The following is a 20,179-nucleotide window of genomic DNA, read 5'->3' on the forward strand; positions in this document are numbered from 1 at the left end:
ATAAGTATCTTCAAATTTAAAGAGAAAATGTAAAATTACTTTGTAAAACGCCAATATTCAAGCTTAAATGTCTTAAATTACACTATTGTTGGATTAAAATAAAAAAGCAAGTACTTTCTAAAAGCATTTATTATAAGCAGAAGAAACATTAGCTTTATTATTTATCTTTTATTACCGTTTCCTTTGGAAGATTGATTCCATCAAAATCAGGATAAATTTCAAGAAAAACCGGATTTTGTATTGTTTTCTGCCCTCCATAAATTAAATACCACTTGTCATTATCAAAAATCGCCAATGTTTTATAATGAATAATGCGATCTTCTGTTTTTAGCGTAGTTGGAATCAATGCGTAAAAAGAACCATTATCTGTTTGCCGATAATCTATTTTTACCTCATCTAAATAATAAGCGTCAGAAGACAAATTTTCAAACTGAGTATGGAGTTGTTTAAGCAAATTGTTGCGTAAATCATCTTCTGTTGTATTTAATCGACGTGCCATTTCTTTATAAAGCCGGTCAGGCATATGAGCAGAAACAATTGCAAAATTTCTATCTTTTATAGCATTATTGATATCAACAACTAGGTTTAAAAGCTCTGTTTTTTGTATTGTTGTTTGTTTGGCTGCTAAACTTTGTCCGCCAGTACCTAACAATAAAAATACCCCCAGCGTAAAATAACGAAAAAATCTCATTTTTATAACTTTCGCTCTAGTAAAAAACTTAAACTTTTAAATTACAAAATCAAATAATACCTGATCATTAGTAATATCACGATAAGGCCAACCTAACGCTTGAAAATTTTTCTCTAAGACGTAAAAATTATCATACTTTTTTGTTTCAATTGCAATCAAAACAGAACCAAAATTTCTAGCTGATTTTTTGAGATATTCAAACCGCACAATGTCATCATCTGGTGTTAGTTGAGTAAGGAAGCTACGCAAAGCACCAGGGTGTTGTGGAAAACCAAAAATAAAATATTTTTTTAATCCCTGAAAACGCGAAGAGCGCTCTTTAATGTCTGGCAAACGTTCAAAATCAAAATTACCACCTGAAATAATTAAAAGAATTTTTTTGCCTTTCAATTCCTGACGAGAAATACTTTTCAGAGCATCAATCGACAAAGCACCAGCTGGCTCAAGAACCACACCTTCAACATTGAGCATTTCAACCATTGTAGAACAAACTCTGTTCTCAGGAACTGTAATAATACAATCAGGTGAAAATTGCTGCAACATAGCATAATTTAACGCGCCAATTTCAGCCACAGCAGCACCATCTACAAATGTATTAATATTTTCAAGTTTGACACGTTTTTTGTTCTTTAAACATGCAAGTAAACTCGCCGCCCCTTCCGGTTCAACAAAACGGATCTTTGTTTTCCAACCATATCCATGTAAAAAATTGCTCACACCACTAGCCAGACCACCACCGCCCACAGGTACAACAATTAAATCTGGCTCACTTTCTCCATTAAGTTTTTTCCATTGTAAAGCAGCCTCACATAAAACTGTTGCTTGCCCTGTAACAATGCGAATATCATCAAAAGGTGGTGCCATCACACCTCCCCCCTCAGCTACAAAAGATTGCGCAGCCTCATAACATTGGTCAAATGTATCACCAACCAAACGGATTTCAATAAATTCCTTACCGAAAATACGTGTCTTATCAATTTTTTGCTGTGGTGTTGTCACAGGCATAAAAATAATGCCTCTACGTTTAAAATAGCGACAAACAAAAGAAACCCCTTGTGCATGATTACCTGCTGATGCACAAACAAATGCTGCATCTTGAGATACCTTATCAAGCATTTCTGAAACAAAATTGAAAGCACCACGAATTTTATATGACCGTACAGGTGTTAAATCCTCACGCTTTAAATAAATTTCCGCATCATATTTTTGACTAAGAAAATCATTGCGTTGAAGTGGTGTTTCAGTAAAAACATTACGTAAAGCTACCATAGCTTTAGTCACATCTTGAACAAATTCACTCATAGCACCACTTATTTTCCTGATTTATTGATAGTGTATAGATTTCTTCTAACTGTAAAAACAATTATTGTCAGTCAAAAATTTATCACAGAACGAAAGAAAATTCTTTTGTTATTAATTCTTGATTAAATAAAAGATATAGCTTATGAGAAAGCCCTTAGCCCTTATCGCGGACGTGATGAAATAGGTAAACATAGCAGACTTAAAATCTGCCGGTCGAAGACCTTGCGGGTTCAAGTCCCGCCGTCCGCACCATCTTTTCTCTTCAACATGTTGAAATATATAGATTTTTACTTAATTAGATAATTTTTAGTCCACTCTTTAGTCCACCCTTTGGAGTTTATATAATTTTATCTAAATTGTTGTTATTTGCAGCTTATTTCCTTTGGAATAAATGCCAAGATTTCTTTTTTTCTCCATCTTACTGATTTACCCAGCTTATATGGTTTGGGAAATAATCCTCGTGTTACCCAATTGCGAATCGTTGTTGTTGATACGCTAAAAAGCTGAGCACATTCATGTGTTGTAACATATCTATCGCCATCATCAAACATCATCTCTTACCTTTCTTTTTTTATATTACATAAATTGGGTGGGGGCGCTTTAGAAGGAGACGTGAGGAAAAAAGCACCCCCTATGGGGTTAAGCAGCTTGCGTAAAGACACGCGTTTCTTGTTCTATTTCTTCTAAAAAAGTTTCGACAGCCTTATTGATACGTTCAATCTGCTCATCATCGCGTTGAACGCGTTGAACTTTGATACATAAGTGAGGTGATTTATCTACAAACAAGGGGTTATAGCTAACAAAATCACACCATTTTCGCCCTGTGCAAGCCATTTGGAATTGCATTTGTAAGATATATTCAGGCTTGATTTCACTATCTAGCAAAAAACGTGTATACGTTGTTAGTTGAGGGCATTTGACCTCTATGAGCCCATCATCACCAATAAGACCATCAGGACTAGCCCCTGCCATTTCAATTGTCGGGTGAGGAATAAATCCACACCGTGTGACAGTAACCAAACGTCTAAGGCTGTATTTTTGAATTGCACTGTCTTCATATTTACGTCCCCATCGCATAGCATGTGTTTCATAAGATAGACTTGTTATGCCCGTTAAGCGTTCTCCAATGAGTTTGAGTTTGTACTCTTCATATTTACTTGTCGGTGAGCCTTTAGCTGTTTTATCAACGATGCTGTTAATATTTGAAGCTGTGACTTTACCTAAACGAGCTTGAAACCACTCTGGTGTTCTTTGTTCCATATCACACCCCTGGTAGATCTTGTTGAGTTGGTGTGTGTGGTTGTTTTGGTGAAGACAAAGTTTGTTGCTCTTCTTCCATTTGGAAGCGTTGCCTTTCCTTTAAACCTTCTAAAATAATTTGCCCCGTCTCATGAGACATTTCTGTGAGGCTTGCGACTTTTGCAAAAGAGAGTACCTTTTTTTCTTCTGTTTTTGTTTGTTCCATTAATTCTCTGATTTGTGCAAGCACTTCATCAGATACCCTCTCGTTTTGGGGATTGTGATTAACTTCACTGATAAAAGCCTCATCAATACAATCGACCTCATCTTCGTCATAGATATCATCAAAACCAAAGGCAAGACGTGCACATTGTGTAATGGCCTTATAACATAACATACGAGAAGAAGATTTTCGCCAATGTTCCGTATCGCGTCTACATTCTTCTAAAAATTCGGTAAATTTTATAGGATATTTCTTGCTTTTCAAATATATAATACATTGAGCAGCATGCAGTTTTCCGTTGTTATCGTGTTGATAGATAATGTCTATTCCGTCGTAATCATCCTGTGAACGTATAAGCTTGTACCACCCTTTAATACCGACAACTGCGTCAATGCCCCCTCCTCTTTTAGGGACAGCATATATTTCTTTTCTCAAGGGATTTAATTTATACCCATCGGCAAGGTAAACAAAATCTTCAAAATCTTCCTTAGAAATATTGAAATTGATACAATTCTTTATGATCTTTTTGCAAAATTCTTGTTCTGATAAACCATATTTCTGCGCCACTGTTGCTACGATAGAAGTTGTCATTATCTTTATATCCTTAATGCAGAGTCTGTTTTTGGAGTTCCACACTTAGGCGTGTTAATCCTTTTGGTGTAATTTTTGCATTGGAAACACTCATTTCTCTTCCGCCGGCTATTTGGATAGTTCTAGATACACAATCCATCAGTCCTTCATTGATTTTGCTCTGATAAGGTAACAAAGGTCCTTTTTGAGTACGACGATAAGCCCAACGATGATTAAGCAAATAGTTCGTCAAATCTTTTGTGAGTAAGCCTAACATTTTTGCTGTATCACTTACACAATGCAGACCATCAGATCGTTCTAAACGTTCCAGTGCTTCTGCCTTTGGGATTAACTGAGCAATGACATGATCCTTGCGTTCATTTTCATTTTTTAAGTGCGTAAAAACACCTAACATGACTTGGGGATTTGAATAGTCAATTTGAGGGGTTGTTACTTGTTTTGCTTTCCGTTCACACTCAATGAAATATTGACGAGCTTGTTTACCTTTCTCATTACGTTCAACCATAGCAAGTTCTTTCGCCATGTCTAAGGTGAGATGGTAGTTTATTACAAGGACAGCTCTAGATTTTGCGCTCCCCAATTTTGGGGACCGCAAATCTTGTGTTTTTATAAAGTCTTTTCCTTCTTCAAATTCATATTGACCAATACGATCTTTAATCCAAGTAGAAAAATCTTTTCCTATTTCCAAAAAAGCATGTAATTCACGTGCATTGACTGTCTGAACAGGTTCTTGATTAATTGTATTGTTATGAATAGCGATAAGCGCTTCCATTGCAAACCTCATAGTGTTTGGATTAATTTTCAGATGTGTTGGGAAAAAAGGGTTATTGCTGACAATTACTGTAGAATGGACTTGTATTTTCCCGTTCTCTTATTTTGTCTAAGACATCACTGTATGCCCAACTGTGAGCTATAAAAGGATATGGGGCATCCTCTAAAAATAATAATGGCTATAATCGTTTAAGTATTTTTGAACATAAAGTTCAGCAATGTCTTCTGAAATATCATCATAGCGGTTTGATTGAAGATCAATGCGAAGAATGCATTCGACATTGTCTAAACCGCTAATAATATCCCGGATCTCAGTTTCTTCGAGTGGACCAAATTGAGCATAGGGATAATCATCATCACATATAACTAACAGAATCTCACAATCATCTATAGAAACCTGTTTACTCATCTTCCATCCCCTCTTATTCGCGTTAGTAAATGTTTTATGTTTATAAATATACGTAAACGTATAAATAAAAGCAAGAGAAAAATTGCGTAATATTTATTTTTTTGCATGTGTATTTAAAATATTGGGCTTCAAAATAAGAGAATCAAAAGGTTAAATTGACTCAGCTCATAAGTAAGCGATAGCCTTTGCGTGGTAGTATTGCAACTATTTCTCCAACCCACTTTATATTAACATTTTTTATTACAGGAGCATTATATGATTCAAGTGCAATACCTTCTGGAGAACGAACAATTTTTTTGATAAAACGTCTATTGTCTTCTGTTAAAACGACAACTTCATCACCGTAATAGTCACTCATTGGCCTTGTTTGTAAATGCTTGACTATGATTAAGTCTCCATCTTTATACGTCGGATACATAGAAAGACCACGAACCATGAATCCTAGCGCCTCAAAAGGTAAGTCAAATGGTATCTCAACTGTTTCAAGTCCATTTTCTGGAATTTGCTCAACATCGGTATCAATCTCAAATCCCGCTCCTACAAATCCCATAATAGGAATAAGTGTAGTAACTTGGTTATAGCCTTTTAAACTTTTATATAGTTCTAGTATTGCATCTCTATGTGAACCTTTAGGATCTGATTCACTCGACAACCATCTTGATACAGTTGCCTGAGTCACATTTAATTTACTTGCAAGATCTCTCTGAGTCAGACCAAACTCAGATTGAAGTACACTTAATATGGCTATGATATTCTTTGTCATAATTAATTTTATGATTACTAAATTAAAAAAATCTATTGTTTTTTTTATAAATGTTGATACTATTACGTATATGGTTAAATTTAAAAAGGTATCATATGATAACCGAAAATAAATTAGAAATTAAATCCATCCGAAAATGTTTGGCAATAACACAGAGAGAGTTGGCAGACATTTTAGGTGTTAAGCAGGCTTCCGTTTGTCGTTGGGAAAAGGGTAAAGGGCTGTCTTTAAGAAACTATTTAAAATTGTGCCAATTGCAAGATAGTTTAGTGCCTCCAACGTCTACATTTGCCGAAAGTTCCATACTTAATGAACATCAGCAGGATAATACCCCCTATCAAACAGAAGAAAGATTATGAAAGCAAAGGAAATGTTAAAAGAAATTTATACACGATTTTATAAATTGGTAAGTCGTCATAAGAGAATAGAGAATGCAAGTAAATTAATAGAAGAATACACAGACACAATGCCGTCTGATGATAATACAAATGAACTCGTCATACAACATTCTACTCAAGAAAATGTTCGCTTACTAAAAGAAAATGTCCCTTCATTAAAAGAGATGTTGCATAAGTCAAAAGTCGAAAGTTGTCTAAAACGCTATGAAGAGGCTCTTGAAGAAGAAGGTCAATTGATTGAAGAAGAGAAAATTGCACTTGAAAATCTGTCTAATCTAATTGAGCAAAAAAATAAGGCGTTACAGCAGCAAAAGAAAAAGCTGGATGTAAAGGTAAAGTTGTTTGATGTACTAAATGGACAAAACAATCCTGAAGCCAACGTAAAACAGCTAGCTAAATCAATAGAGCTTTCATCGCCCAAAAAAGTTATTCCTTTTGAACAAAAGGAATGTGCTCAAGCTTAACCTCGTATTCCATTTAAACGTGGCCATCTCATTAGTTTAGTGTTCAGAGTTCTTAAGAAGGCTACTTTTTCAAAAATATTGTTTCAATAGAGCTACGCGCTAGACGCTCTGTCATAGCGTGCATGGCCGTATATTACCTAAACTAAGGAGGTATGTAATGTCTACTCAAAAAAACTGGGTAAAGTTTTATCATAATCAATTTTTAAAAGAGCTTATGGGTTTGAAGCCAGCAGAAACCGCCGTTTACGCAATATTGGTGTTTCTCATGATTGATAAGGGCACACCTATTTTGAATAATGCTTCTTATTTATCAAATTTGTGTGGCTGTTCAGTGCGGACGTTTAACAAGATATTAGAAGCTTTAATGAGCTATGGTCATATTATTCATTTAGAAGATGACAGCTTATGGCACACATCATTAGCATTTGATGTCAATATGAGTAGAAAAACTTCAGAGAAAGCTTCCAAAGCAGCCACTGCAAGATGGAATAAGAAAAGAGAGGGGGAAAGTTATGTCAACTAAAATGTCATGGACAAGGCTTTTTGCAGACAAGTGGATACTTGATCTGACTTATTTGTCTCCTATTGAAAGCAACGTTTATATAAGATTACAGCTAGAAATGTTGCGTACTAGTGAGCCACTTTTAAATAACATGAAAGTTTTAGCTCGGTATACCGGTTGCACAGTCAAAACATTTGTAAAAGCATTAGATGTTTTACTGAGCATTGGTCATGTTACTCGTTTAGAAGATGGCCGTTTGTGGAGTCAGCAGGTTGAAGAAGAATTAAATGACAGCAAAGAAAACTTAAATAAGTTTTCGGAAAGAGCTTCCAAAGCAGCACAAGCGAGATGGGACAAACAAAAAAAGTTAGATAATTCAAGTAATAATGTTAAGCACAATGCTAGTGATATATCTAGCATTATTAAGCATGATGCTAACGATATGCTTGTTGATGCCATTAACAATAACAATAACATATATAATAAAAAAACTAACACTATCGTGTTATCAAAAAAAGAAAATGCTTCAGAAGATTTAGCAACTGAAGTTTCGGTTCAAAGTGAAACAACCGATGATGCTGTTGAGCAGCAGTTGGATCACGATGCACCCTCATCAGAAAACCAATCACCCGTTTCACAGCAAAAAAGCACTGAAAAGAAAACCAAGCGGTCTGGAGATAAACGGGGATGTCGCATTCCTGAGGATTTCGAACCTAACTTGAAATACGCAATCGACAAGGGCTTAACGCATGATGAGGCGTTGTCAGAGTTTGAGAGATTTAAAAACTTCTGGATAGCCAAGACGGGAAAGGATGCAACCAAAACGGATTGGCAACTGACATGGTACAACTGGGTTACTTCTGACTATGGAATTTTAGCTAAGAAAAAAGCAAAACTGGAAAAGGAAAAACGAAATGGCGATTATGGAAATTACCCCCAACGGGAAAAAAGCATTGGCGAACGTATCGCAGACAACATCCGTAATCTCAACTCTAGAGGTTTCTTTAAGGCAAATTTGCAAAATGATAGCGCCGGGATTCCCATTACACTTGAAAGCTGGGAGCTCATTGACGAAACAGCAAGAAACGATAGCGTTGAAAGCTTATGAGCGACTTCAAGAACTGTTTGCTGTGAAAGCTGATGGAGAGGTCATTGCAACAGCTATGCGTATACTTTCGTGTGGTTTGAAAATATCGCAAAACTCAGATGATGAAGGTATGTCGCTTGCGTATGGAATGGCTCTTGAGACAGTTTCAGAGTGGGCACTTATAGAAACAGTTAAACGTATTTTGCGTGGTGAAGTGAAAACTATATCCGAGACATTTTTCCCTAGCACTTGTGAATTTGTGCGATTGTGCCGTGATTTAGAAGAAGGTCTTTTGACAACAGCAAATCTTGTTCGCAAGGCTGTTCTGAATACACAAGCAAAAACAGCGAAACAACAGGAGAGACGAGAGAATGTCATTCCACTCACAAAAACGGCTTGATGAGTTTTAGAACAGCAAAATAGAGAAAAGTGCTGATCATTTTTGGATTAGATATGCATTTAAATCAACAAAAACGCATCTTAGAGAAAGATTTGGAAGTTTTTTGATGAATTCCACATCTGAAACATAAAACGCTCTGTACGATGCTAATTTGAGAAAAGTAGAACAGATGCAAAAATCGGGACAATTGGATATGTTTAAAAAGATTAGAACTGTAGTAACATACAGCATAGGATTTGCGGTGTTGCAGTTTTTACAAATAGAAAAAAACACCGAATTTATTCAAGCTGTTTTAATGTTTTCATCGCTTGCTATTTTGATAACCATGATTTTTATGGCAGCCTTCTTTAATTCCAAACTTGCTTCAGAATTGTATCACAACCCTAAACATCAATATGAAAAAACAACAGATTTGAACATTGTAACAGATTATTTGCAAAAATATTTGCATAATTTTTTGCACATAGCTGTTATCGCACTTCTTTTATTAATTTTTCCAAACAATCTCAAACAAGAAGTTGTTTTGCCTTTTTTCTCTTGGGATTCCAAATGGGAATTTCATTTTTATTGGGATGTTTTGTTGTGGTACTTTTTTGTGATTTTCGTGTGCACTATTTACCTTAAAATGTACATCTTCATAAACATCTTTGTAGGATTACTTAGGTTAAATACTGTCCACTTTCTTTAGAGTAAATGGCTTTGAAGAATTAAAGTACTGAACTCAAAATTGAGGGGAGTGATTTTGCAGATTAGATTACTGAACGTATTAATCAATTTGAATTTGTTGAAAATCAAGACTTTGTTTGCTCCCCCATTTTGGGGAGCAAAGGCAGAGGCGGCCGTATGTCTATTAAACAAAGGAAGGATATGACTTTCGCTAAAATTTTAGCGAAACCCCCTTACTTAACTAAGTGCGGTGAATTTTTTGTTTGACAAAATCACGGAAGCGTTTATATATGCGAATCAGGTGCTTCAAAAACACCTTAAAACAACTAGCGGATTGGTTGCCGAAATAATCAGTCTTCCGCACATATTAAAGGCTTTGACTCATTGTATGCGTATGACGTATAGTGATCTTGTCGGGTGTAGTTATGCTATACAATACCCTTTATGGGGAAAGCATAACGACGGGCTAGTTGCCGTGTTTTTGAGCACCCGGCACTCTTTTTGAGTGTCAATCAAAAACGCTAATTACAACTAGGTGAAAAAATATGAACACTCTCATAGAAATAAAAGAAAGCACTGCTAACAGTGCGACGGTTCAAACTATGTCTAGCCATGAAATTGCTGAATTATGTGGTAAAAGGCATGACCACGTTATGCGTGATATCAAGAAAATGCTTGAAGAACTTAACGCCCCCAAATTTGGGGCGGTTAGTTTGATGGGCAATTACTTTGATAAAAAAGGGGAAAGTCGCCCCTGCTATCATCTTCCTAAACGTGAATGTTTAATTCTCGTATCAGGATACAGCACAACCTTACGAGCTAAAATTATAGACCGCTGGCAAAAATTGGAAAAACAAGGAGGAAATTCCCAACTAGACCTCGCAAATGCTTTACAGAATCCTCTTACAATTAGGCAACTGCTTTTATCTATTGACAACATAGCAGGAATACGTCTATATGCGAATCAGGTGCTTAAGAAACACCTTAAAATACCTAGCGGATTGGTTACCGAAATAATCAGTTTTCCGCACATATTAAAGACTTTGACTCATTGTATGCGTATAGCGTATAACGATTTTGTCGGGTGTAGTTATGCTATACAATACCCTTTATGGGGAAAGCATAACGACGGACTAGGTACCGTGTTTCTTAACACCCGGCGCTCTTTTTGAGTGTCATTAAGAAACATATCTATTACCTAGGAGTTTATCATGAACACTCTCATAACAATATCAGAACAAACTGTTGGGCAGGAAACTGTTCAAACAGTCAATGCACGTGAGTTGCACGCTTTTTTGGAAGTTGGTAAGAAGTTTGCGGATTGGATTACTGAACGTATTCATCAATATGAATTTGTTGAAAACAGGGACTTTATAGTTTTTCCCGATTTTGGGAAAAACCCCCAAGGCGGCCGCCCTTCTAAGGATTATGCTATTACCTTAGACATGGCGAAAGAACTTGCCATGGTCGAACGTAATGAGAAAGGTAAACAAGCCCGTCAGTACTTCATTGAATGCGAACGGAAAGCAAAACAGCCTTTAAATCTCGCAAATGCTTTACAGAATCCTCTCACAATTAGGCAACTGCTTTTAGAGAGCATTACACAATTGGAAGATTTAAGAACTGAAGTTAAAACACTTAAACCAAAAGCAGAAGCACTTGAACATTTAAAACGCTCTGACGGCCTGTTTGCTTTATATGAAGCTGCAAAGATGTTAGATGTACGTCCCACAGATTTTACTAAGCACTTACAGTTCCATAAGTGGGCTTATCGTAATTTTCCGGGTGGACCCATGTTACCTTATCAGGATAAAATTAGGAAAGGACTGATGGATTGTGTAATCCACACCATTCAAAAATCAGACGGAACAAAAATGAGCGTTTCCAGTGCAAAAATCACAGTCAAAGGATTGGCATGCCTAAGAGAACAATTCCATGGAGGTGTGCAATGAGTAACAGTGTCGACTTTTTATGTGATTTGTGGATGACTTTGTTTCAGTTTGCCGATCGTGAGAATATTGAAATAGATGACTGTAGGACTCTGGTTAAAATTATGATTGTAGTAGAAAAGGCTTTAATTGCAAAGCTTCAAAGTGAGACTCCAGATACTCTCAAGATTTTGGCAATTCTTACAGATTTTGGCAATTCAGAACTTCCCCGAACATTGGATCCTTTGTTGAAAGCTTATAGCCCATGTTCGGATGAAGTATCTTATCAACTGTGAAATAAACCACACTCCCCTTCCCATCTTTAAAGGTGGGGAGAGGTTAAATTTTTCATTTGTATGCTTAGCAAATTACTTACATTGCTGAATAGAGAAATATCATGTCAGCCTATCGCATTGAACGGAGCATAGCGTTGCGTAAAATAGCATTAATTCGCGTCTGATAACCTTTACCTTGACTCTTAAGCCACGCTAATACATCGGAATCTACACGCACAGTCGTTATAGTTTTAGTTGGCTTGTAAAATGGATTACGAACAGCATTTTTCCAAAATTCATTATCTAGTGATGGAATATCGCTATAATCAATTTCATTGTCAGGCATTCTAGCCAACTCATTAATTTCAACCTGCTGTTCATCAGTTAAAGACGGTAGATTACTCACATCAACCTCATAACGAACTTTCTTCTTCATAACGTTTTCTCTCTTTCAAACTAGCACGTCGTGCTGAAATAATACGAATTACCTCTCTCCCATCTTTATCGTCATAGATAGTATGAGCTACCAGTAGTAATAAGAAGCCATTTACAAGCCCCAAAGTTTGCCAACGATATTCTCCATTTTCAATACGATCCTGTCTAGTCATAGCAAATGGATCTGCAAAAACACGAACAGCTACCTCAAAACTTATACGATGCTTTCTGAGATTGCTTTCCGCTTTGATTTTATCCCACTCAAATCTTATTTTCATACATTATTGTTAATACATTTATATATGTACGTCAAGAGTTTTAAATCAAATATGTTTTATTTTAAATTTCCACTGAGGTAGTTTAGAGAGAGCGTGTGCAATTTGTCCTCTATGACACATGCATACATTTGCTTCAAAACAAGTAATTGCAATGCGTTTTTTATCTAAGAACAGCTGATATAATTTTTTTAATTCAAGAGAATTATCTTTAAGAGTTGTATTGTTATAGTCTTGAAAAAGATGTTCATAATCTCTTTGCGTTTTCAAATCTTGACGCTTTTCAGAAATAATACCCAGCTCTGGAATATGCCTATATTCAATACCCAATGCATTTACAGTTTTAGATAAGTGTGTTTTGGAAAAATAAGACTTCCCCCCTTCATGTACTCTTTGTTAAAAGTTTACAATCCAAATTTAGAAAAATCCCTTAAAAAGGTTTCTAAATAAACCACCTTCCCCTTCCCATCTTTTAAAGGTTGGGAGACTAAGCTGCATCCTTAATTGTGATAATCACCTGTTTACCGAGAACAGCCAATGTTTGTTCCAATGTTTGAAGTTTCGTCGGATAGTTTGGATCAAGAATGCGTCGTGCCTCTGTTTCTTTTTTGCCGAGACGATTAGCTAATTCCGTTTTTGTGATATTAGCTTCATTAAAAGCTTCTACCACTGCCAATTTAAGAGCATTCCACGCATCCACTGTTACTGCCACTAAGTTTTTATACCGTTGTGGTGTAGGTAAAGGCAACCCACGCATAGTATAACTACGCAACGCCAACCCTAAAGCTTCAGCTGCGTTCTCTAACGCTTCAGCACGATCTTTTCCTGCTGTAATTGCTTCAGGTACATCCGGAAAAGTTACTACAAAGCCGCCATCTGGATCAGCCTCTAATTTTGCTTGATAAATATATTCCATTTTTATACCTCATTTATTACCAAAACATGTTTGAAACGAAACATTAAAAGCGTTTGAACCGTTATTTACACCCCTAACTGCTTTTTTATTATTTTCACATAAAGGGGTGTTAACTCACCAGATTTGATAACAGTCGTCTTATCTCCAAAAGTCACTAAACAATGCGAGCCTTTACCCGCATCAAGAGCTTCACTATAATGAATGTCTCTCTTTCTAGCTTCTTTACGCAATTCCCTAAGAAGAGCTTCTCGTTTTATTTGGTCCCTCTTTAATTTTCAATACAATTTATATCGTACAAAAAAGTTCGAAAGTCAACAATAAAACAAACAAATGAAATTGTAGCACAAAAAAATATTTACGCACGGATAAAATCAACAATAAAATGTTTATTTTCAGTTATTTATGCTGTTTTTTATTTGGAAAAATGCACCATGTTATGCTATAGTAAAAGCAGCTTTTCATATCCTTATTTCATTTTAATTATTTTCCTTAGAAAAGATAAAAAACATGCTTAATAAAGTAACTTTAATTGGCAATCTCGGTGCCGATCCCGAAAGCAGAACAATGGCATCTGGAGTAGAAGTGGCGAATTTTCGTATAGGCACTTCTCAAAGATATGTAGATAAAAAAACAGGTGAAAAAGTAGAGAAAACAGAATGGCACTCTATCGTGGTTTTTAATCCGCATCTTGCAAAGGTTGCACTTCAGTATCTGAGTAAAGGTTCCAAGGTTTATGTTGAAGGTCAATTACAGACGCGTAAATGGCAAGATAAAAGCGGGCAAACACACTACACAACAGAAATTATCTTACCGCAATATAAAGGTGAACTGAAAATCCTTGATAGTGTTCAAAAGCAAATAATGGCATGGGAGAGCGGTGGTCGAGAGTCTTTAGAAACGACTTTGGATGACAATATCCCGTTTTAATCAGGAGGTTTTCTTATGAAAAAACGTAAAAAACGGGGAAGACCTAGAATAGAAGGTCAAATAAGAGAACCCAATGGACGTATTTCGCGTGCAAAAACGCCTGATAAGTCTTCATATCAACAGACACTTGAAATGCGTGCCAAGCGTTATGGGATAAGCATTCAAGATGCGAAAAACCCGCTTATGGGTACTTATGTAGGACGGTTATATTTATTGGAAAAAAAGATTAATCAAGATCAGTACGACGCATCACAGCAGTATATTCAGGTGTTAAACAATTATCGATGTGCAAAAGGATTGCCGGGAGCTATTTATGATGAAATGCCAACATCTTCTGATGATGGAGAAAGGAACAAGTGGGTTGAAGTAACAACTGATCGCTATAAAGCTATGCTAGAGGTTATTAGAGAAGCACAGGGGTTATATTGTCGGTATAATCTTTATGCTGCATTGCAGTATATCGTTATTGAAGATCAACCAATGGAACATCTTGTCAACTCTCTACGCATGGCTCTGAATGCTCTTCAGAAATACTGTCCAGAAAAGAAAAAAACTTTGTAAGTTTTAAGCTTTAATGTGGTTTTTAAATAATATGAATAGTTGGAATTTTACTAACATCTGTTTCATGCTCAGCATGCCAAGCATCATAAGCTGCTTGCATACGCAACCAGACAGCAGCACCATCCCCAAATAATTTACCTAGACGAGCTGAAACGGAAGGAGAAACTGGTTTTTTTGTTTTCAGAATATCATGAAGATGCTGGCGTGATATCCCAAGCATTTGTGCAATTTCTGATTTTGTTTTGCCAGTTGCTGGAATAATTTCCGCCAGTAAATCACCTGGATGAGAAGGACAGCGGTTTCTTTTGCATTGTACAGGAATATCATTCATAATTTTACTCCTAGTGATATTGTTCAAGATTAACATGATAAGCATTGCATGAGTCAAATTCAAATGTGATGCACCATGGTCCATTTACATGTACCGTATAACGAGTGGGGTGAAATCCGATTAAAGCATGAAAATTAAATCCTGGAAGATTCATGTCTTCGGGTTTTTCAGCAACATCTAAACGGTCAAGACGAACAATGATCCGTTTAAAAAGTCTCTTGTCAATTTTGGATGAACTTCCCGTTTCAAATAATTCAGCCAATGTCTTACTTTTGAACGTCTTAATCATGCTATTTTTATAGTGTAAAAAGTAAGTATGTCAACAAATAGCTTACACTTTTAAAATAATAAAATAAAATCGTTATTTTTTAGTTGACATGGGGATATAAATAGTATTTAATAACATTACTGCATTAGTCGTATTGTGCCCAAAATTACAGAATCATGTAATTTTTTTCTTATGAGTGGTGTTTTAAAAGCCCTGTGTTTGCAGGGTTTTTTGTTTAACAAATCTAATTCAGTCATTCCTATTTATTGACCTCACTCCTCTTAACTTCATGAGAGTGAGGTCTTTTTTATGTCTCAATCTCTCCAAAGGAATAATTATGGACAAAGTACAAGTAGTTATCACAAGACCTATGTGTGTTCTTGGTGATAACAAAACCATCGTTCGCTTTGAGCCTTCCACCAAAAGTAAGCCATTCGTTGAGGTTTCTTATCAGGTGTATTGTCGCCTTAAACGCGCTGGTGCTGCCAAGATTTATCAAGAATGGCCATCACAAAACGTCAATGAAAAACCTAAACCTAATGAGCAAGAGGTCTCTGTAGATGTCAGCGCTCAAGAGGTTACACAGGTCGTTGAAGAAGTTGAACAAACTGTTAATGAAAAACCTGAGCTTAATGAACAAGAGGTTTCTACAGATGTAGATGCTCAAGATACTGAACAGACTACTGACGAAGTTGAGCAAACGTTTATAGAATCCGACGAACAGTCTCCAAAAGCAAAAACTTCTAAATCTGCAACGCGTGCGACAAAAAAGGTTTAGGTTTTGGCGTTAAAGATCCATGCCAAGTGGTATCTGCAACAGGCAGAGAATACTTTTACCAATCTTCAAGCCCCTCGTCTTCATTGGGCATTGCGTAATGCTATTAACACCACAGCAAAGCAGGTTGAACGTTTTGCAGAAAAGAAAGTTGCAGAAGATGCTTCAATTCCACCAAAGCGCGTTAAGAAAGGTATTTATATTAGCGGCAAAGCCACAGCAAAGTTTCTTGAAACGGATATCATTGGTTCAGCTTCTCTATTGCCTCTTAAGATTTTTAAGGCAAGGGAAACGAAACGTGGCGTGATTTACAAAATCTTTGGCAAAAAAGAGATCATGCCCCATGGTTTTATTCGGGGAGGAAAATTTCCAGAGCGTGTCAATCTAAAGATGGGAGGGCATGTCTTTACGAGAACATCTGGAGATAGGTTCCCAATTGCAAAACAAGACGGCACCTCGATTGCTTATGTCATGTCTAAACCAAAGATCTTAAACTCTATTGAACACCATGCACGTGAGAGGCTAACCAAAAATATACAGAGCCAAATTGCTCGGCAAGAATATATGGTCAACCAAAAGGCCCCACGCTCTTAAACTATACCAATTATATACAAACAATATGATGATTTTAATGTTTCAAACCAAATTATCGAGAGAAAAATTTTTAAAAGGTACTTTCCAGCGGGGTGAGTGCGTTGCGGGGCAATCAAGCGCAACATATCGCTAGCGACAGAATTTTAAAATGACTGTACATTGTACACATAACTTATTGGAAAATAACAATTATCATACGCTATCTTCCTTCCATGGCGAGATAGCTTTTAAGCCATTTGTTTAAATTTATCTATTTTAGCAAATTCATCAGCTTTTTCAGTTTGTAGTACATTAACGTCGTAAGCAGCTTGCATGTTAAGCCAGAATTCAGCTGTGGTATCAAAAAAATAGGCCAATCTTAGCGCTGTATCAGGAGTTATAGGGCTATTTTCAGCAACAATACGCTCTATCCGGGTACGTGGAACATTTAATGCTTTAGCAAGAGCATAAGCAGAAAGGGCATATTCTTTTAAATATTCCTCCCGTAGAATTTCTCCGGGATGGATCGCTATGTAATTTTTCATCTCAAACTCCTACAGATCAATGATAATCTACAATTTCAACTTTATAAGCACCATTAGAACGCCACTCAAAACAAATACGAAATTGGTCATTGATACGGATAGAATATTGACCACGGCGATCACCTTTCAATGCTTCTAAGCGATTTCCCGGGGGGCTACGTAGATCTTTAAGATTAGCTGCTTTATCGAGCATAAATAATTTTCTTTGAGCCATGCGCATCAAGGCCACCGGAAAACCTTTTGGTAGCTTACCTTCTAGAAGGTCCTTACATCGTTTATCCGCAAAGTTTTCAATCACCAAATTACTTTCATTTATTAGTTTATGTATCGTGATATGATACCAATTTAAAAGAAAAAATCAATAAAAAACATTCAATCACGGAAAAATTATGAATAAAAAGAACAGACAAGGACTGTCGGCTCGAGCGTTTGCAAAGAAGATGGGTGTTTATCCTAACGCGGTTGTAGCTCGTTTCAAGACGGGGAAATTTGATGAAGCCATTTATGATGACGGTTCTATCAATGAAGAATTAGCCACTGTTCTATGGAATGAGAATCCCACCAAGCAAGCCTATATTGTAGGCGATGATGGAAAACCTCGCACAAAAACAAAGCAGGATTCTATAGAAGGAGCTAATGAACACAAGATAAAACTCCAGAGAATGCAAGTTGCTCTTGAAAGTGAAACGATTGATCTTGAGCAAAAGAAAGAAACAACTCTTGATCGAGAACAAGTAAAGAGAGAAGCACGTAATTTTGGAAGAGCTTATCGTGATATCATGTTGCATTTTCCTCATCGTTACGGTGCGCGTATTGCAGCAAAGGTTAAATGTGATGCCGCAAGTCTGATTGGTGCCATTGATCATTATATCCGAGAAGCTTTACAGGAAATCATAAAAGTTCCGGTTCCTTTCCATGATCCAGATACTCCCGATCATAAGGAGGAGAAGAGTGACTGATACAGGAGAAGGCTTTTTTTATTTTCATGCCTGTGAAGCGTGTCAACCAGATCCCCCCTACACAGTTTCACAATGGGCAGATAAAAACCGTTATTTAAGTACAGTAGCCAGTGCTGAACCTGGATTATGGAGAACTAAACGCACCCCTTATTTACGGGAAATCATGGACAATCTTTCCTCTTACGTGCCGGTTGAAAAAACAGTTGTAATGAAAGGCGCACAGATTGGTATGTCAGAGGCTGCTTTAAACTTTTGTGGTTATGCTATTCATCACAGTCCTGGCCCTGTTCTTTATGTGATGCCTACGGTTGAGATGGCAAAGAAAGTATCCAAGACCCGTCTTGACCCTATGATTAAGGCAAGTCCTGCATTAAACGAACGTATCTCCCCTGCCCGCGCTAGAGACAGTGGAAATACAATGTTTTCGAAAGAATTTGATGGTGGGGTGTTGATGCTTACAGGAGCCAATAGTGCTGCTGGCTTGCGATCAATGCCTATTCGTTATTTGATCCTTGATGAAGTTGATGGCTATCCATTGAATGTTGATGGAGAAGGAGATCCTGTCAATCTTGCTGAAGCACGTACATCAACTTTTATTCAACGAAAGATTTTTAAATTATCAACACCAACTCATCGTGACACAAGTCGTATAGCTAAAGATTTTGTCTTAGGAGATCAGAGATATTATAATGTCCCTTGTGATGAATGTGGTACGCTTCAGCCTATTGTTTGGTCACAAATTAAATGGCCAAAAGGTGTCCCTGAACAGGCTGTATTTGTTTGTGCACATTGTGGTCACGAGCATGCTGAACACCGTAAAGAAGATTTATTGTCTGAAGAAAGGGGAGCTTGTTGGATACCGACACAAGAGGCAATGAGATCTCGTTTGCGCTCTTACCATATTTCAGCACTGTATTCACCTTGGATGACATGGGGAGAATGCGCTATTAAATTTTTAGAAGCTAAAAATGATCCTGCGCTTTTACAGACTTTTGTTAACATCATTCTAGGTGAGCCATGGGAAGATAAATCAGGGGAAGTCATTGATCCGGATAGCTTGTATGCGCAACGTGAAGATTATCCCCTTGCCCCTGCCCAAGTAGTAGTCCTCACAGCGGGTATTGACGTACAAAATGATCGCTTAGAGCTTGAAGTTGTAGGTTGGGGGCGTGGTGAAGAAAGTTGGAACATTGATTATCAAGTTCTGCCGGGTGATCCCTCTTCTCTCGATGTTTGGGATCAGTTGGATGAGTATCTTCAAAAACGATGGCCCCATCCTGGTTTCAAAGACGGGATACGAATAGCAGCAGCTTGTATTGATACAGGGGGTAACCATACACAAGACGTTTACAATTATGTGCGTCCTCGTGAAGGAAAGCGTATCTGGGGCATTAAAGGACAAGCAGGACCACGCCCTGTATGGCCACGTCGCCCCAGTAAAAACAACAAAGGACAAATTAATTTATATATCGTTGGTGTTGATTCAGCAAAAAATACCATCACAAGTCGCTTTAAAAATTCAGGTCCTGAAGCGTCAGGAGCTGGTGCAACGCACTTTCATAAAAACCTTGATCGAGAATATTTTGAGCAGCTGACTGCTGAAAAAAAGGTGGTCAAATATTTTAAAGGCCATCAGCGAATGGAATGGCATAAAAGTGACACAGCAAGAAACGAGGCTCTCGACTGTAGGGTTTATGCTTATGCTGCCTTACAGGGTCTGATTTTATCAGGTGTCAACCTCAATAAAGAAGTCGACATCTTAGAAGAGCGCTTGAAAAGATTTGAAGCCGCTGAAACCTCTGCAACAGCTTCACACTATCCCAAAAGACTGAGACCAAAACCTCAAAAGCAACAAACCGGAATAACAATAAACCCTTATGTACAGGGAGGTTGGAGATGGTAATC

Annotated in this window: 32 protein-coding genes and 1 tRNA gene; 16 read left to right on the forward strand and 17 right to left on the reverse strand. The window is 37.1% G+C overall.

Annotation, left to right across the window (positions count from 1 at the left end):
• Positions 1 to 157 precede the first annotated feature (157 nt).
• Both J7R05_RS04025 and ilvA read right to left on the reverse strand, forming a co-directional pair.
• Positions 158 to 691, reverse strand: a complete 534-nt coding sequence (locus tag J7R05_RS04025) for a hypothetical protein (protein ID WP_208541286.1) — start codon at positions 689 to 691, stop codon at positions 158 to 160.
• Positions 692 to 727: 36 nt separating this feature from the next.
• On the reverse strand, positions 728 to 1,993 hold the full coding sequence (gene ilvA / locus J7R05_RS04030; protein ID WP_208541287.1) for a threonine ammonia-lyase IlvA: 1,266 nt from the start codon (positions 1,991 to 1,993) through the stop codon (positions 728 to 730).
• Positions 1,994 to 2,159: 166 nt separating this feature from the next.
• Between ilvA and J7R05_RS04035 the strand changes: the two genes are divergently transcribed.
• Positions 2,160 to 2,245 (forward strand) — tRNA-Leu (locus J7R05_RS04035).
• A 110-nt stretch (positions 2,246 to 2,355) separates the two neighbouring features.
• On the opposite strand, the gene J7R05_RS04040 is transcribed toward J7R05_RS04035, so the two are convergent.
• The 6 genes from J7R05_RS04040 to J7R05_RS04065 form a co-directional block, all read right to left on the reverse strand.
• A complete protein-coding gene (locus J7R05_RS04040) occupies positions 2,356 to 2,547 on the reverse strand; it encodes a helix-turn-helix transcriptional regulator (RefSeq protein WP_010703901.1) in 192 nt (63 codons plus the stop codon).
• 85 nt (positions 2,548 to 2,632) lie between these two features.
• Complete coding sequence (locus J7R05_RS04045) at positions 2,633 to 3,253, reverse strand: lambda exonuclease family protein (RefSeq protein WP_010703902.1); 621 nt, start codon at positions 3,251 to 3,253, stop codon at positions 2,633 to 2,635.
• Between the two features lies 1 nt (position 3,254).
• The gene (locus tag J7R05_RS04050) at positions 3,255 to 4,046 is read right to left on the reverse strand and encodes a recombinase RecT (protein WP_208541288.1); all 792 of its coding nucleotides are present in this window, start codon (positions 4,044 to 4,046) and stop codon (positions 3,255 to 3,257) included.
• A gap of 13 nt (positions 4,047 to 4,059) precedes the next feature.
• A complete protein-coding gene (locus tag J7R05_RS04055) occupies positions 4,060 to 4,818 on the reverse strand; it encodes an antA/AntB antirepressor family protein (protein ID WP_208541289.1) in 759 nt (252 codons plus the stop codon).
• 162 nt (positions 4,819 to 4,980) lie between these two features.
• Positions 4,981 to 5,226 (reverse strand): hypothetical protein, encoded by a 246-nt coding sequence (locus J7R05_RS04060; RefSeq protein WP_208541290.1) that lies wholly within the window; start codon positions 5,224 to 5,226, stop codon positions 4,981 to 4,983.
• 160 nt (positions 5,227 to 5,386) lie between these two features.
• Positions 5,387 to 5,989, reverse strand: a complete 603-nt coding sequence (locus J7R05_RS04065; RefSeq protein WP_208541291.1) for a S24 family peptidase — start codon at positions 5,987 to 5,989, stop codon at positions 5,387 to 5,389.
• Positions 5,990 to 6,084: 95 nt separating this feature from the next.
• On the opposite strand from J7R05_RS04065, the gene J7R05_RS04070 reads away from it, so the two are divergent.
• From J7R05_RS04070 to J7R05_RS04110, 9 genes are all read left to right on the forward strand, one after another.
• The gene (locus J7R05_RS04070) at positions 6,085 to 6,348 is read left to right on the forward strand and encodes a helix-turn-helix transcriptional regulator (RefSeq protein ID WP_208541292.1); all 264 of its coding nucleotides are present in this window, start codon (positions 6,085 to 6,087) and stop codon (positions 6,346 to 6,348) included.
• Positions 6,345 to 6,851: a hypothetical protein gene (locus J7R05_RS04075; protein ID WP_208541293.1), complete on the forward strand. Its 507-nt coding sequence runs from the start codon at positions 6,345 to 6,347 to the stop codon at positions 6,849 to 6,851. Before J7R05_RS04070 ends, J7R05_RS04075 begins: the two co-directional genes overlap by 4 nt.
• A gap of 157 nt (positions 6,852 to 7,008) precedes the next feature.
• Positions 7,009 to 7,374, forward strand: a complete 366-nt coding sequence (locus tag J7R05_RS04080) for a DUF1376 domain-containing protein (protein WP_078689717.1) — start codon at positions 7,009 to 7,011, stop codon at positions 7,372 to 7,374.
• A complete protein-coding gene (locus J7R05_RS04085) occupies positions 7,364 to 8,461 on the forward strand; it encodes a DUF1376 domain-containing protein (RefSeq protein ID WP_208541294.1) in 1,098 nt (365 codons plus the stop codon). The genes J7R05_RS04080 and J7R05_RS04085 overlap by 11 nt, the downstream gene beginning before the upstream one ends.
• Entirely contained in the window at positions 8,421 to 8,840 is a 420-nt protein-coding gene (locus J7R05_RS04090) for a hypothetical protein (RefSeq protein WP_208541295.1), read from the forward strand. The genes J7R05_RS04085 and J7R05_RS04090 overlap by 41 nt, the downstream gene beginning before the upstream one ends.
• Positions 8,841 to 9,009: 169 nt before the next feature.
• A complete protein-coding gene (locus J7R05_RS04095) occupies positions 9,010 to 9,528 on the forward strand; it encodes a hypothetical protein (RefSeq protein ID WP_208541296.1) in 519 nt (172 codons plus the stop codon).
• Between the two features lie 523 nt (positions 9,529 to 10,051).
• On the forward strand, positions 10,052 to 10,678 hold the full coding sequence (locus tag J7R05_RS09235) for a Rha family transcriptional regulator (protein WP_246468215.1): 627 nt from the start codon (positions 10,052 to 10,054) through the stop codon (positions 10,676 to 10,678).
• A 39-nt stretch (positions 10,679 to 10,717) separates the two neighbouring features.
• Positions 10,718 to 11,458 carry an antA/AntB antirepressor family protein gene (locus tag J7R05_RS04105; protein ID WP_208541297.1) on the forward strand — a complete coding sequence of 247 codons (741 nt, stop codon included), beginning with the start codon at positions 10,718 to 10,720 and terminating at the stop codon, positions 11,456 to 11,458.
• Positions 11,455 to 11,730 carry a hypothetical protein gene (locus J7R05_RS04110; protein ID WP_078689710.1) on the forward strand — a complete coding sequence of 92 codons (276 nt, stop codon included), beginning with the start codon at positions 11,455 to 11,457 and terminating at the stop codon, positions 11,728 to 11,730. Before J7R05_RS04105 ends, J7R05_RS04110 begins: the two co-directional genes overlap by 4 nt.
• Positions 11,731 to 11,839: 109 nt before the next feature.
• Here J7R05_RS04110 and J7R05_RS04115 read toward each other — a convergent pair whose 3' ends face one another.
• The 5 genes from J7R05_RS04115 to J7R05_RS04135 all read right to left on the reverse strand — a co-directional run bounded on the left by J7R05_RS04115 (position 11,840) and on the right by J7R05_RS04135 (position 13,592).
• A complete protein-coding gene (locus tag J7R05_RS04115) occupies positions 11,840 to 12,145 on the reverse strand; it encodes a BrnA antitoxin family protein (RefSeq protein WP_078690059.1) in 306 nt (101 codons plus the stop codon).
• Positions 12,123 to 12,422 (reverse strand): BrnT family toxin, encoded by a 300-nt coding sequence (locus J7R05_RS04120; protein ID WP_010704021.1) that lies wholly within the window; start codon positions 12,420 to 12,422, stop codon positions 12,123 to 12,125. Before J7R05_RS04120 ends, J7R05_RS04115 begins: the two co-directional genes overlap by 23 nt.
• A gap of 45 nt (positions 12,423 to 12,467) precedes the next feature.
• A complete protein-coding gene (locus J7R05_RS04125; RefSeq protein ID WP_208541298.1) occupies positions 12,468 to 12,749 on the reverse strand; it encodes a DUF488 family protein in 282 nt (93 codons plus the stop codon).
• Between the two features lie 157 nt (positions 12,750 to 12,906).
• Complete coding sequence (locus J7R05_RS04130; protein WP_208541299.1) at positions 12,907 to 13,335, reverse strand: type II toxin-antitoxin system HicB family antitoxin; 429 nt, start codon at positions 13,333 to 13,335, stop codon at positions 12,907 to 12,909.
• A 65-nt stretch (positions 13,336 to 13,400) separates the two neighbouring features.
• Positions 13,401 to 13,592 carry a hypothetical protein gene (locus J7R05_RS04135; protein ID WP_078689833.1) on the reverse strand — a complete coding sequence of 64 codons (192 nt, stop codon included), beginning with the start codon at positions 13,590 to 13,592 and terminating at the stop codon, positions 13,401 to 13,403.
• Between the two features lie 250 nt (positions 13,593 to 13,842).
• Between J7R05_RS04135 and ssb the strand changes: the two genes are divergently transcribed.
• On the forward strand, positions 13,843 to 14,262 hold the full coding sequence (gene ssb / locus J7R05_RS04140; protein ID WP_208541300.1) for a single-stranded DNA-binding protein: 420 nt from the start codon (positions 13,843 to 13,845) through the stop codon (positions 14,260 to 14,262).
• Positions 14,263 to 14,277: 15 nt separating this feature from the next.
• Complete coding sequence (locus J7R05_RS04145; protein WP_208541301.1) at positions 14,278 to 14,823, forward strand: hypothetical protein; 546 nt, start codon at positions 14,278 to 14,280, stop codon at positions 14,821 to 14,823.
• Between the two features lie 22 nt (positions 14,824 to 14,845).
• Here J7R05_RS04145 and J7R05_RS04150 read toward each other — a convergent pair whose 3' ends face one another.
• The gene (locus tag J7R05_RS04150; RefSeq protein ID WP_208541302.1) at positions 14,846 to 15,154 is read right to left on the reverse strand and encodes a HigA family addiction module antitoxin; all 309 of its coding nucleotides are present in this window, start codon (positions 15,152 to 15,154) and stop codon (positions 14,846 to 14,848) included.
• Between the two features lie 10 nt (positions 15,155 to 15,164).
• Positions 15,165 to 15,443, reverse strand: coding sequence for a type II toxin-antitoxin system RelE/ParE family toxin (locus J7R05_RS04155; protein ID WP_078664128.1), 279 nt, complete (start codon positions 15,441 to 15,443; stop codon positions 15,165 to 15,167).
• 316 nt (positions 15,444 to 15,759) lie between these two features.
• On the opposite strand from J7R05_RS04155, the gene J7R05_RS04160 reads away from it, so the two are divergent.
• Positions 15,760 to 16,200, forward strand: coding sequence for a hypothetical protein (locus J7R05_RS04160; RefSeq protein WP_208541342.1), 441 nt, complete (start codon positions 15,760 to 15,762; stop codon positions 16,198 to 16,200).
• A 3-nt stretch (positions 16,201 to 16,203) separates the two neighbouring features.
• Positions 16,204 to 16,791 (forward strand): hypothetical protein, encoded by a 588-nt coding sequence (locus J7R05_RS04165; protein WP_208541303.1) that lies wholly within the window; start codon positions 16,204 to 16,206, stop codon positions 16,789 to 16,791.
• 227 nt (positions 16,792 to 17,018) lie between these two features.
• On the opposite strand, the gene J7R05_RS04170 is transcribed toward J7R05_RS04165, so the two are convergent.
• Positions 17,019 to 17,315, reverse strand: a complete 297-nt coding sequence (locus tag J7R05_RS04170; RefSeq protein WP_010704172.1) for a HigA family addiction module antitoxin — start codon at positions 17,313 to 17,315, stop codon at positions 17,019 to 17,021.
• A gap of 16 nt (positions 17,316 to 17,331) precedes the next feature.
• The gene (locus J7R05_RS04175; RefSeq protein WP_010703922.1) at positions 17,332 to 17,613 is read right to left on the reverse strand and encodes a type II toxin-antitoxin system RelE/ParE family toxin; all 282 of its coding nucleotides are present in this window, start codon (positions 17,611 to 17,613) and stop codon (positions 17,332 to 17,334) included.
• A gap of 91 nt (positions 17,614 to 17,704) precedes the next feature.
• Here J7R05_RS04175 and J7R05_RS04180 point away from each other — a divergent pair, with 91 nt between their 5' ends.
• Both J7R05_RS04180 and J7R05_RS04185 read left to right on the forward strand, forming a co-directional pair.
• The gene (locus J7R05_RS04180; RefSeq protein WP_208541304.1) at positions 17,705 to 18,274 is read left to right on the forward strand and encodes a hypothetical protein; all 570 of its coding nucleotides are present in this window, start codon (positions 17,705 to 17,707) and stop codon (positions 18,272 to 18,274) included.
• Positions 18,267 to 20,177, forward strand: a complete 1,911-nt coding sequence (locus J7R05_RS04185; RefSeq protein ID WP_246468216.1) for a phage terminase large subunit family protein — start codon at positions 18,267 to 18,269, stop codon at positions 20,175 to 20,177. Before J7R05_RS04180 ends, J7R05_RS04185 begins: the two co-directional genes overlap by 8 nt.
• Positions 20,178 to 20,179: the final 2 nt, after the last annotated feature.

Source organism: Bartonella capreoli (assembly GCF_902813205.1).
GTDB classification, from domain to species: domain Bacteria; phylum Pseudomonadota; class Alphaproteobacteria; order Rhizobiales; family Rhizobiaceae; genus Bartonella; species Bartonella schoenbuchensis.

What these genes read in the sequence shown, in the direction of transcription:
- J7R05_RS04025 (WP_208541286.1), bottom strand. Translation starts at nt 691, where the DNA reads ATGAGATTTTTTCGTTATTTTACGCTGGGGGTATTTTTATTGTTAGGT.
- ilvA (WP_208541287.1), bottom strand. Translation starts at nt 1,993, where the DNA reads ATGAGTGAATTTGTTCAAGATGTGACTAAAGCTATGGTAGCTTTACGT.
- J7R05_RS04040 (WP_010703901.1), bottom strand. Translation starts at nt 2,547, where the DNA reads ATGATGTTTGATGATGGCGATAGATATGTTACAACACATGAATGTGCT.
- J7R05_RS04045 (WP_010703902.1), bottom strand. Translation starts at nt 3,253, where the DNA reads ATGGAACAAAGAACACCAGAGTGGTTTCAAGCTCGTTTAGGTAAAGTC.
- J7R05_RS04050 (WP_208541288.1), bottom strand. Translation starts at nt 4,046, where the DNA reads ATGACAACTTCTATCGTAGCAACAGTGGCGCAGAAATATGGTTTATCA.
- J7R05_RS04055 (WP_208541289.1), bottom strand. Translation starts at nt 4,818, where the DNA reads ATGGAAGCGCTTATCGCTATTCATAACAATACAATTAATCAAGAACCT.
- J7R05_RS04060 (WP_208541290.1), bottom strand. Translation starts at nt 5,226, where the DNA reads ATGAGTAAACAGGTTTCTATAGATGATTGTGAGATTCTGTTAGTTATA.
- J7R05_RS04065 (WP_208541291.1), bottom strand. Translation starts at nt 5,989, where the DNA reads ATGACAAAGAATATCATAGCCATATTAAGTGTACTTCAATCTGAGTTT.
- J7R05_RS04070 (WP_208541292.1), top strand. Translation starts at nt 6,085, where the DNA reads ATGATAACCGAAAATAAATTAGAAATTAAATCCATCCGAAAATGTTTG.
- J7R05_RS04075 (WP_208541293.1), top strand. Translation starts at nt 6,345, where the DNA reads ATGAAAGCAAAGGAAATGTTAAAAGAAATTTATACACGATTTTATAAA.
- J7R05_RS04080 (WP_078689717.1), top strand. Translation starts at nt 7,009, where the DNA reads ATGTCTACTCAAAAAAACTGGGTAAAGTTTTATCATAATCAATTTTTA.
- J7R05_RS04085 (WP_208541294.1), top strand. Translation starts at nt 7,364, where the DNA reads ATGTCAACTAAAATGTCATGGACAAGGCTTTTTGCAGACAAGTGGATA.
- J7R05_RS04095 (WP_208541296.1), top strand. Translation starts at nt 9,010, where the DNA reads ATGCAAAAATCGGGACAATTGGATATGTTTAAAAAGATTAGAACTGTA.
- J7R05_RS09235 (WP_246468215.1), top strand. Translation starts at nt 10,052, where the DNA reads ATGAACACTCTCATAGAAATAAAAGAAAGCACTGCTAACAGTGCGACG.
- J7R05_RS04105 (WP_208541297.1), top strand. Translation starts at nt 10,718, where the DNA reads ATGAACACTCTCATAACAATATCAGAACAAACTGTTGGGCAGGAAACT.
- J7R05_RS04110 (WP_078689710.1), top strand. Translation starts at nt 11,455, where the DNA reads ATGAGTAACAGTGTCGACTTTTTATGTGATTTGTGGATGACTTTGTTT.
- J7R05_RS04115 (WP_078690059.1), bottom strand. Translation starts at nt 12,145, where the DNA reads ATGAAGAAGAAAGTTCGTTATGAGGTTGATGTGAGTAATCTACCGTCT.
- J7R05_RS04120 (WP_010704021.1), bottom strand. Translation starts at nt 12,422, where the DNA reads ATGAAAATAAGATTTGAGTGGGATAAAATCAAAGCGGAAAGCAATCTC.
- J7R05_RS04130 (WP_208541299.1), bottom strand. Translation starts at nt 13,335, where the DNA reads ATGGAATATATTTATCAAGCAAAATTAGAGGCTGATCCAGATGGCGGC.
- ssb (WP_208541300.1), top strand. Translation starts at nt 13,843, where the DNA reads ATGCTTAATAAAGTAACTTTAATTGGCAATCTCGGTGCCGATCCCGAA.
- J7R05_RS04145 (WP_208541301.1), top strand. Translation starts at nt 14,278, where the DNA reads ATGAAAAAACGTAAAAAACGGGGAAGACCTAGAATAGAAGGTCAAATA.
- J7R05_RS04150 (WP_208541302.1), bottom strand. Translation starts at nt 15,154, where the DNA reads ATGAATGATATTCCTGTACAATGCAAAAGAAACCGCTGTCCTTCTCAT.
- J7R05_RS04155 (WP_078664128.1), bottom strand. Translation starts at nt 15,443, where the DNA reads ATGATTAAGACGTTCAAAAGTAAGACATTGGCTGAATTATTTGAAACG.
- J7R05_RS04160 (WP_208541342.1), top strand. Translation starts at nt 15,760, where the DNA reads ATGGACAAAGTACAAGTAGTTATCACAAGACCTATGTGTGTTCTTGGT.
- J7R05_RS04170 (WP_010704172.1), bottom strand. Translation starts at nt 17,315, where the DNA reads ATGAAAAATTACATAGCGATCCATCCCGGAGAAATTCTACGGGAGGAA.
- J7R05_RS04180 (WP_208541304.1), top strand. Translation starts at nt 17,705, where the DNA reads ATGAATAAAAAGAACAGACAAGGACTGTCGGCTCGAGCGTTTGCAAAG.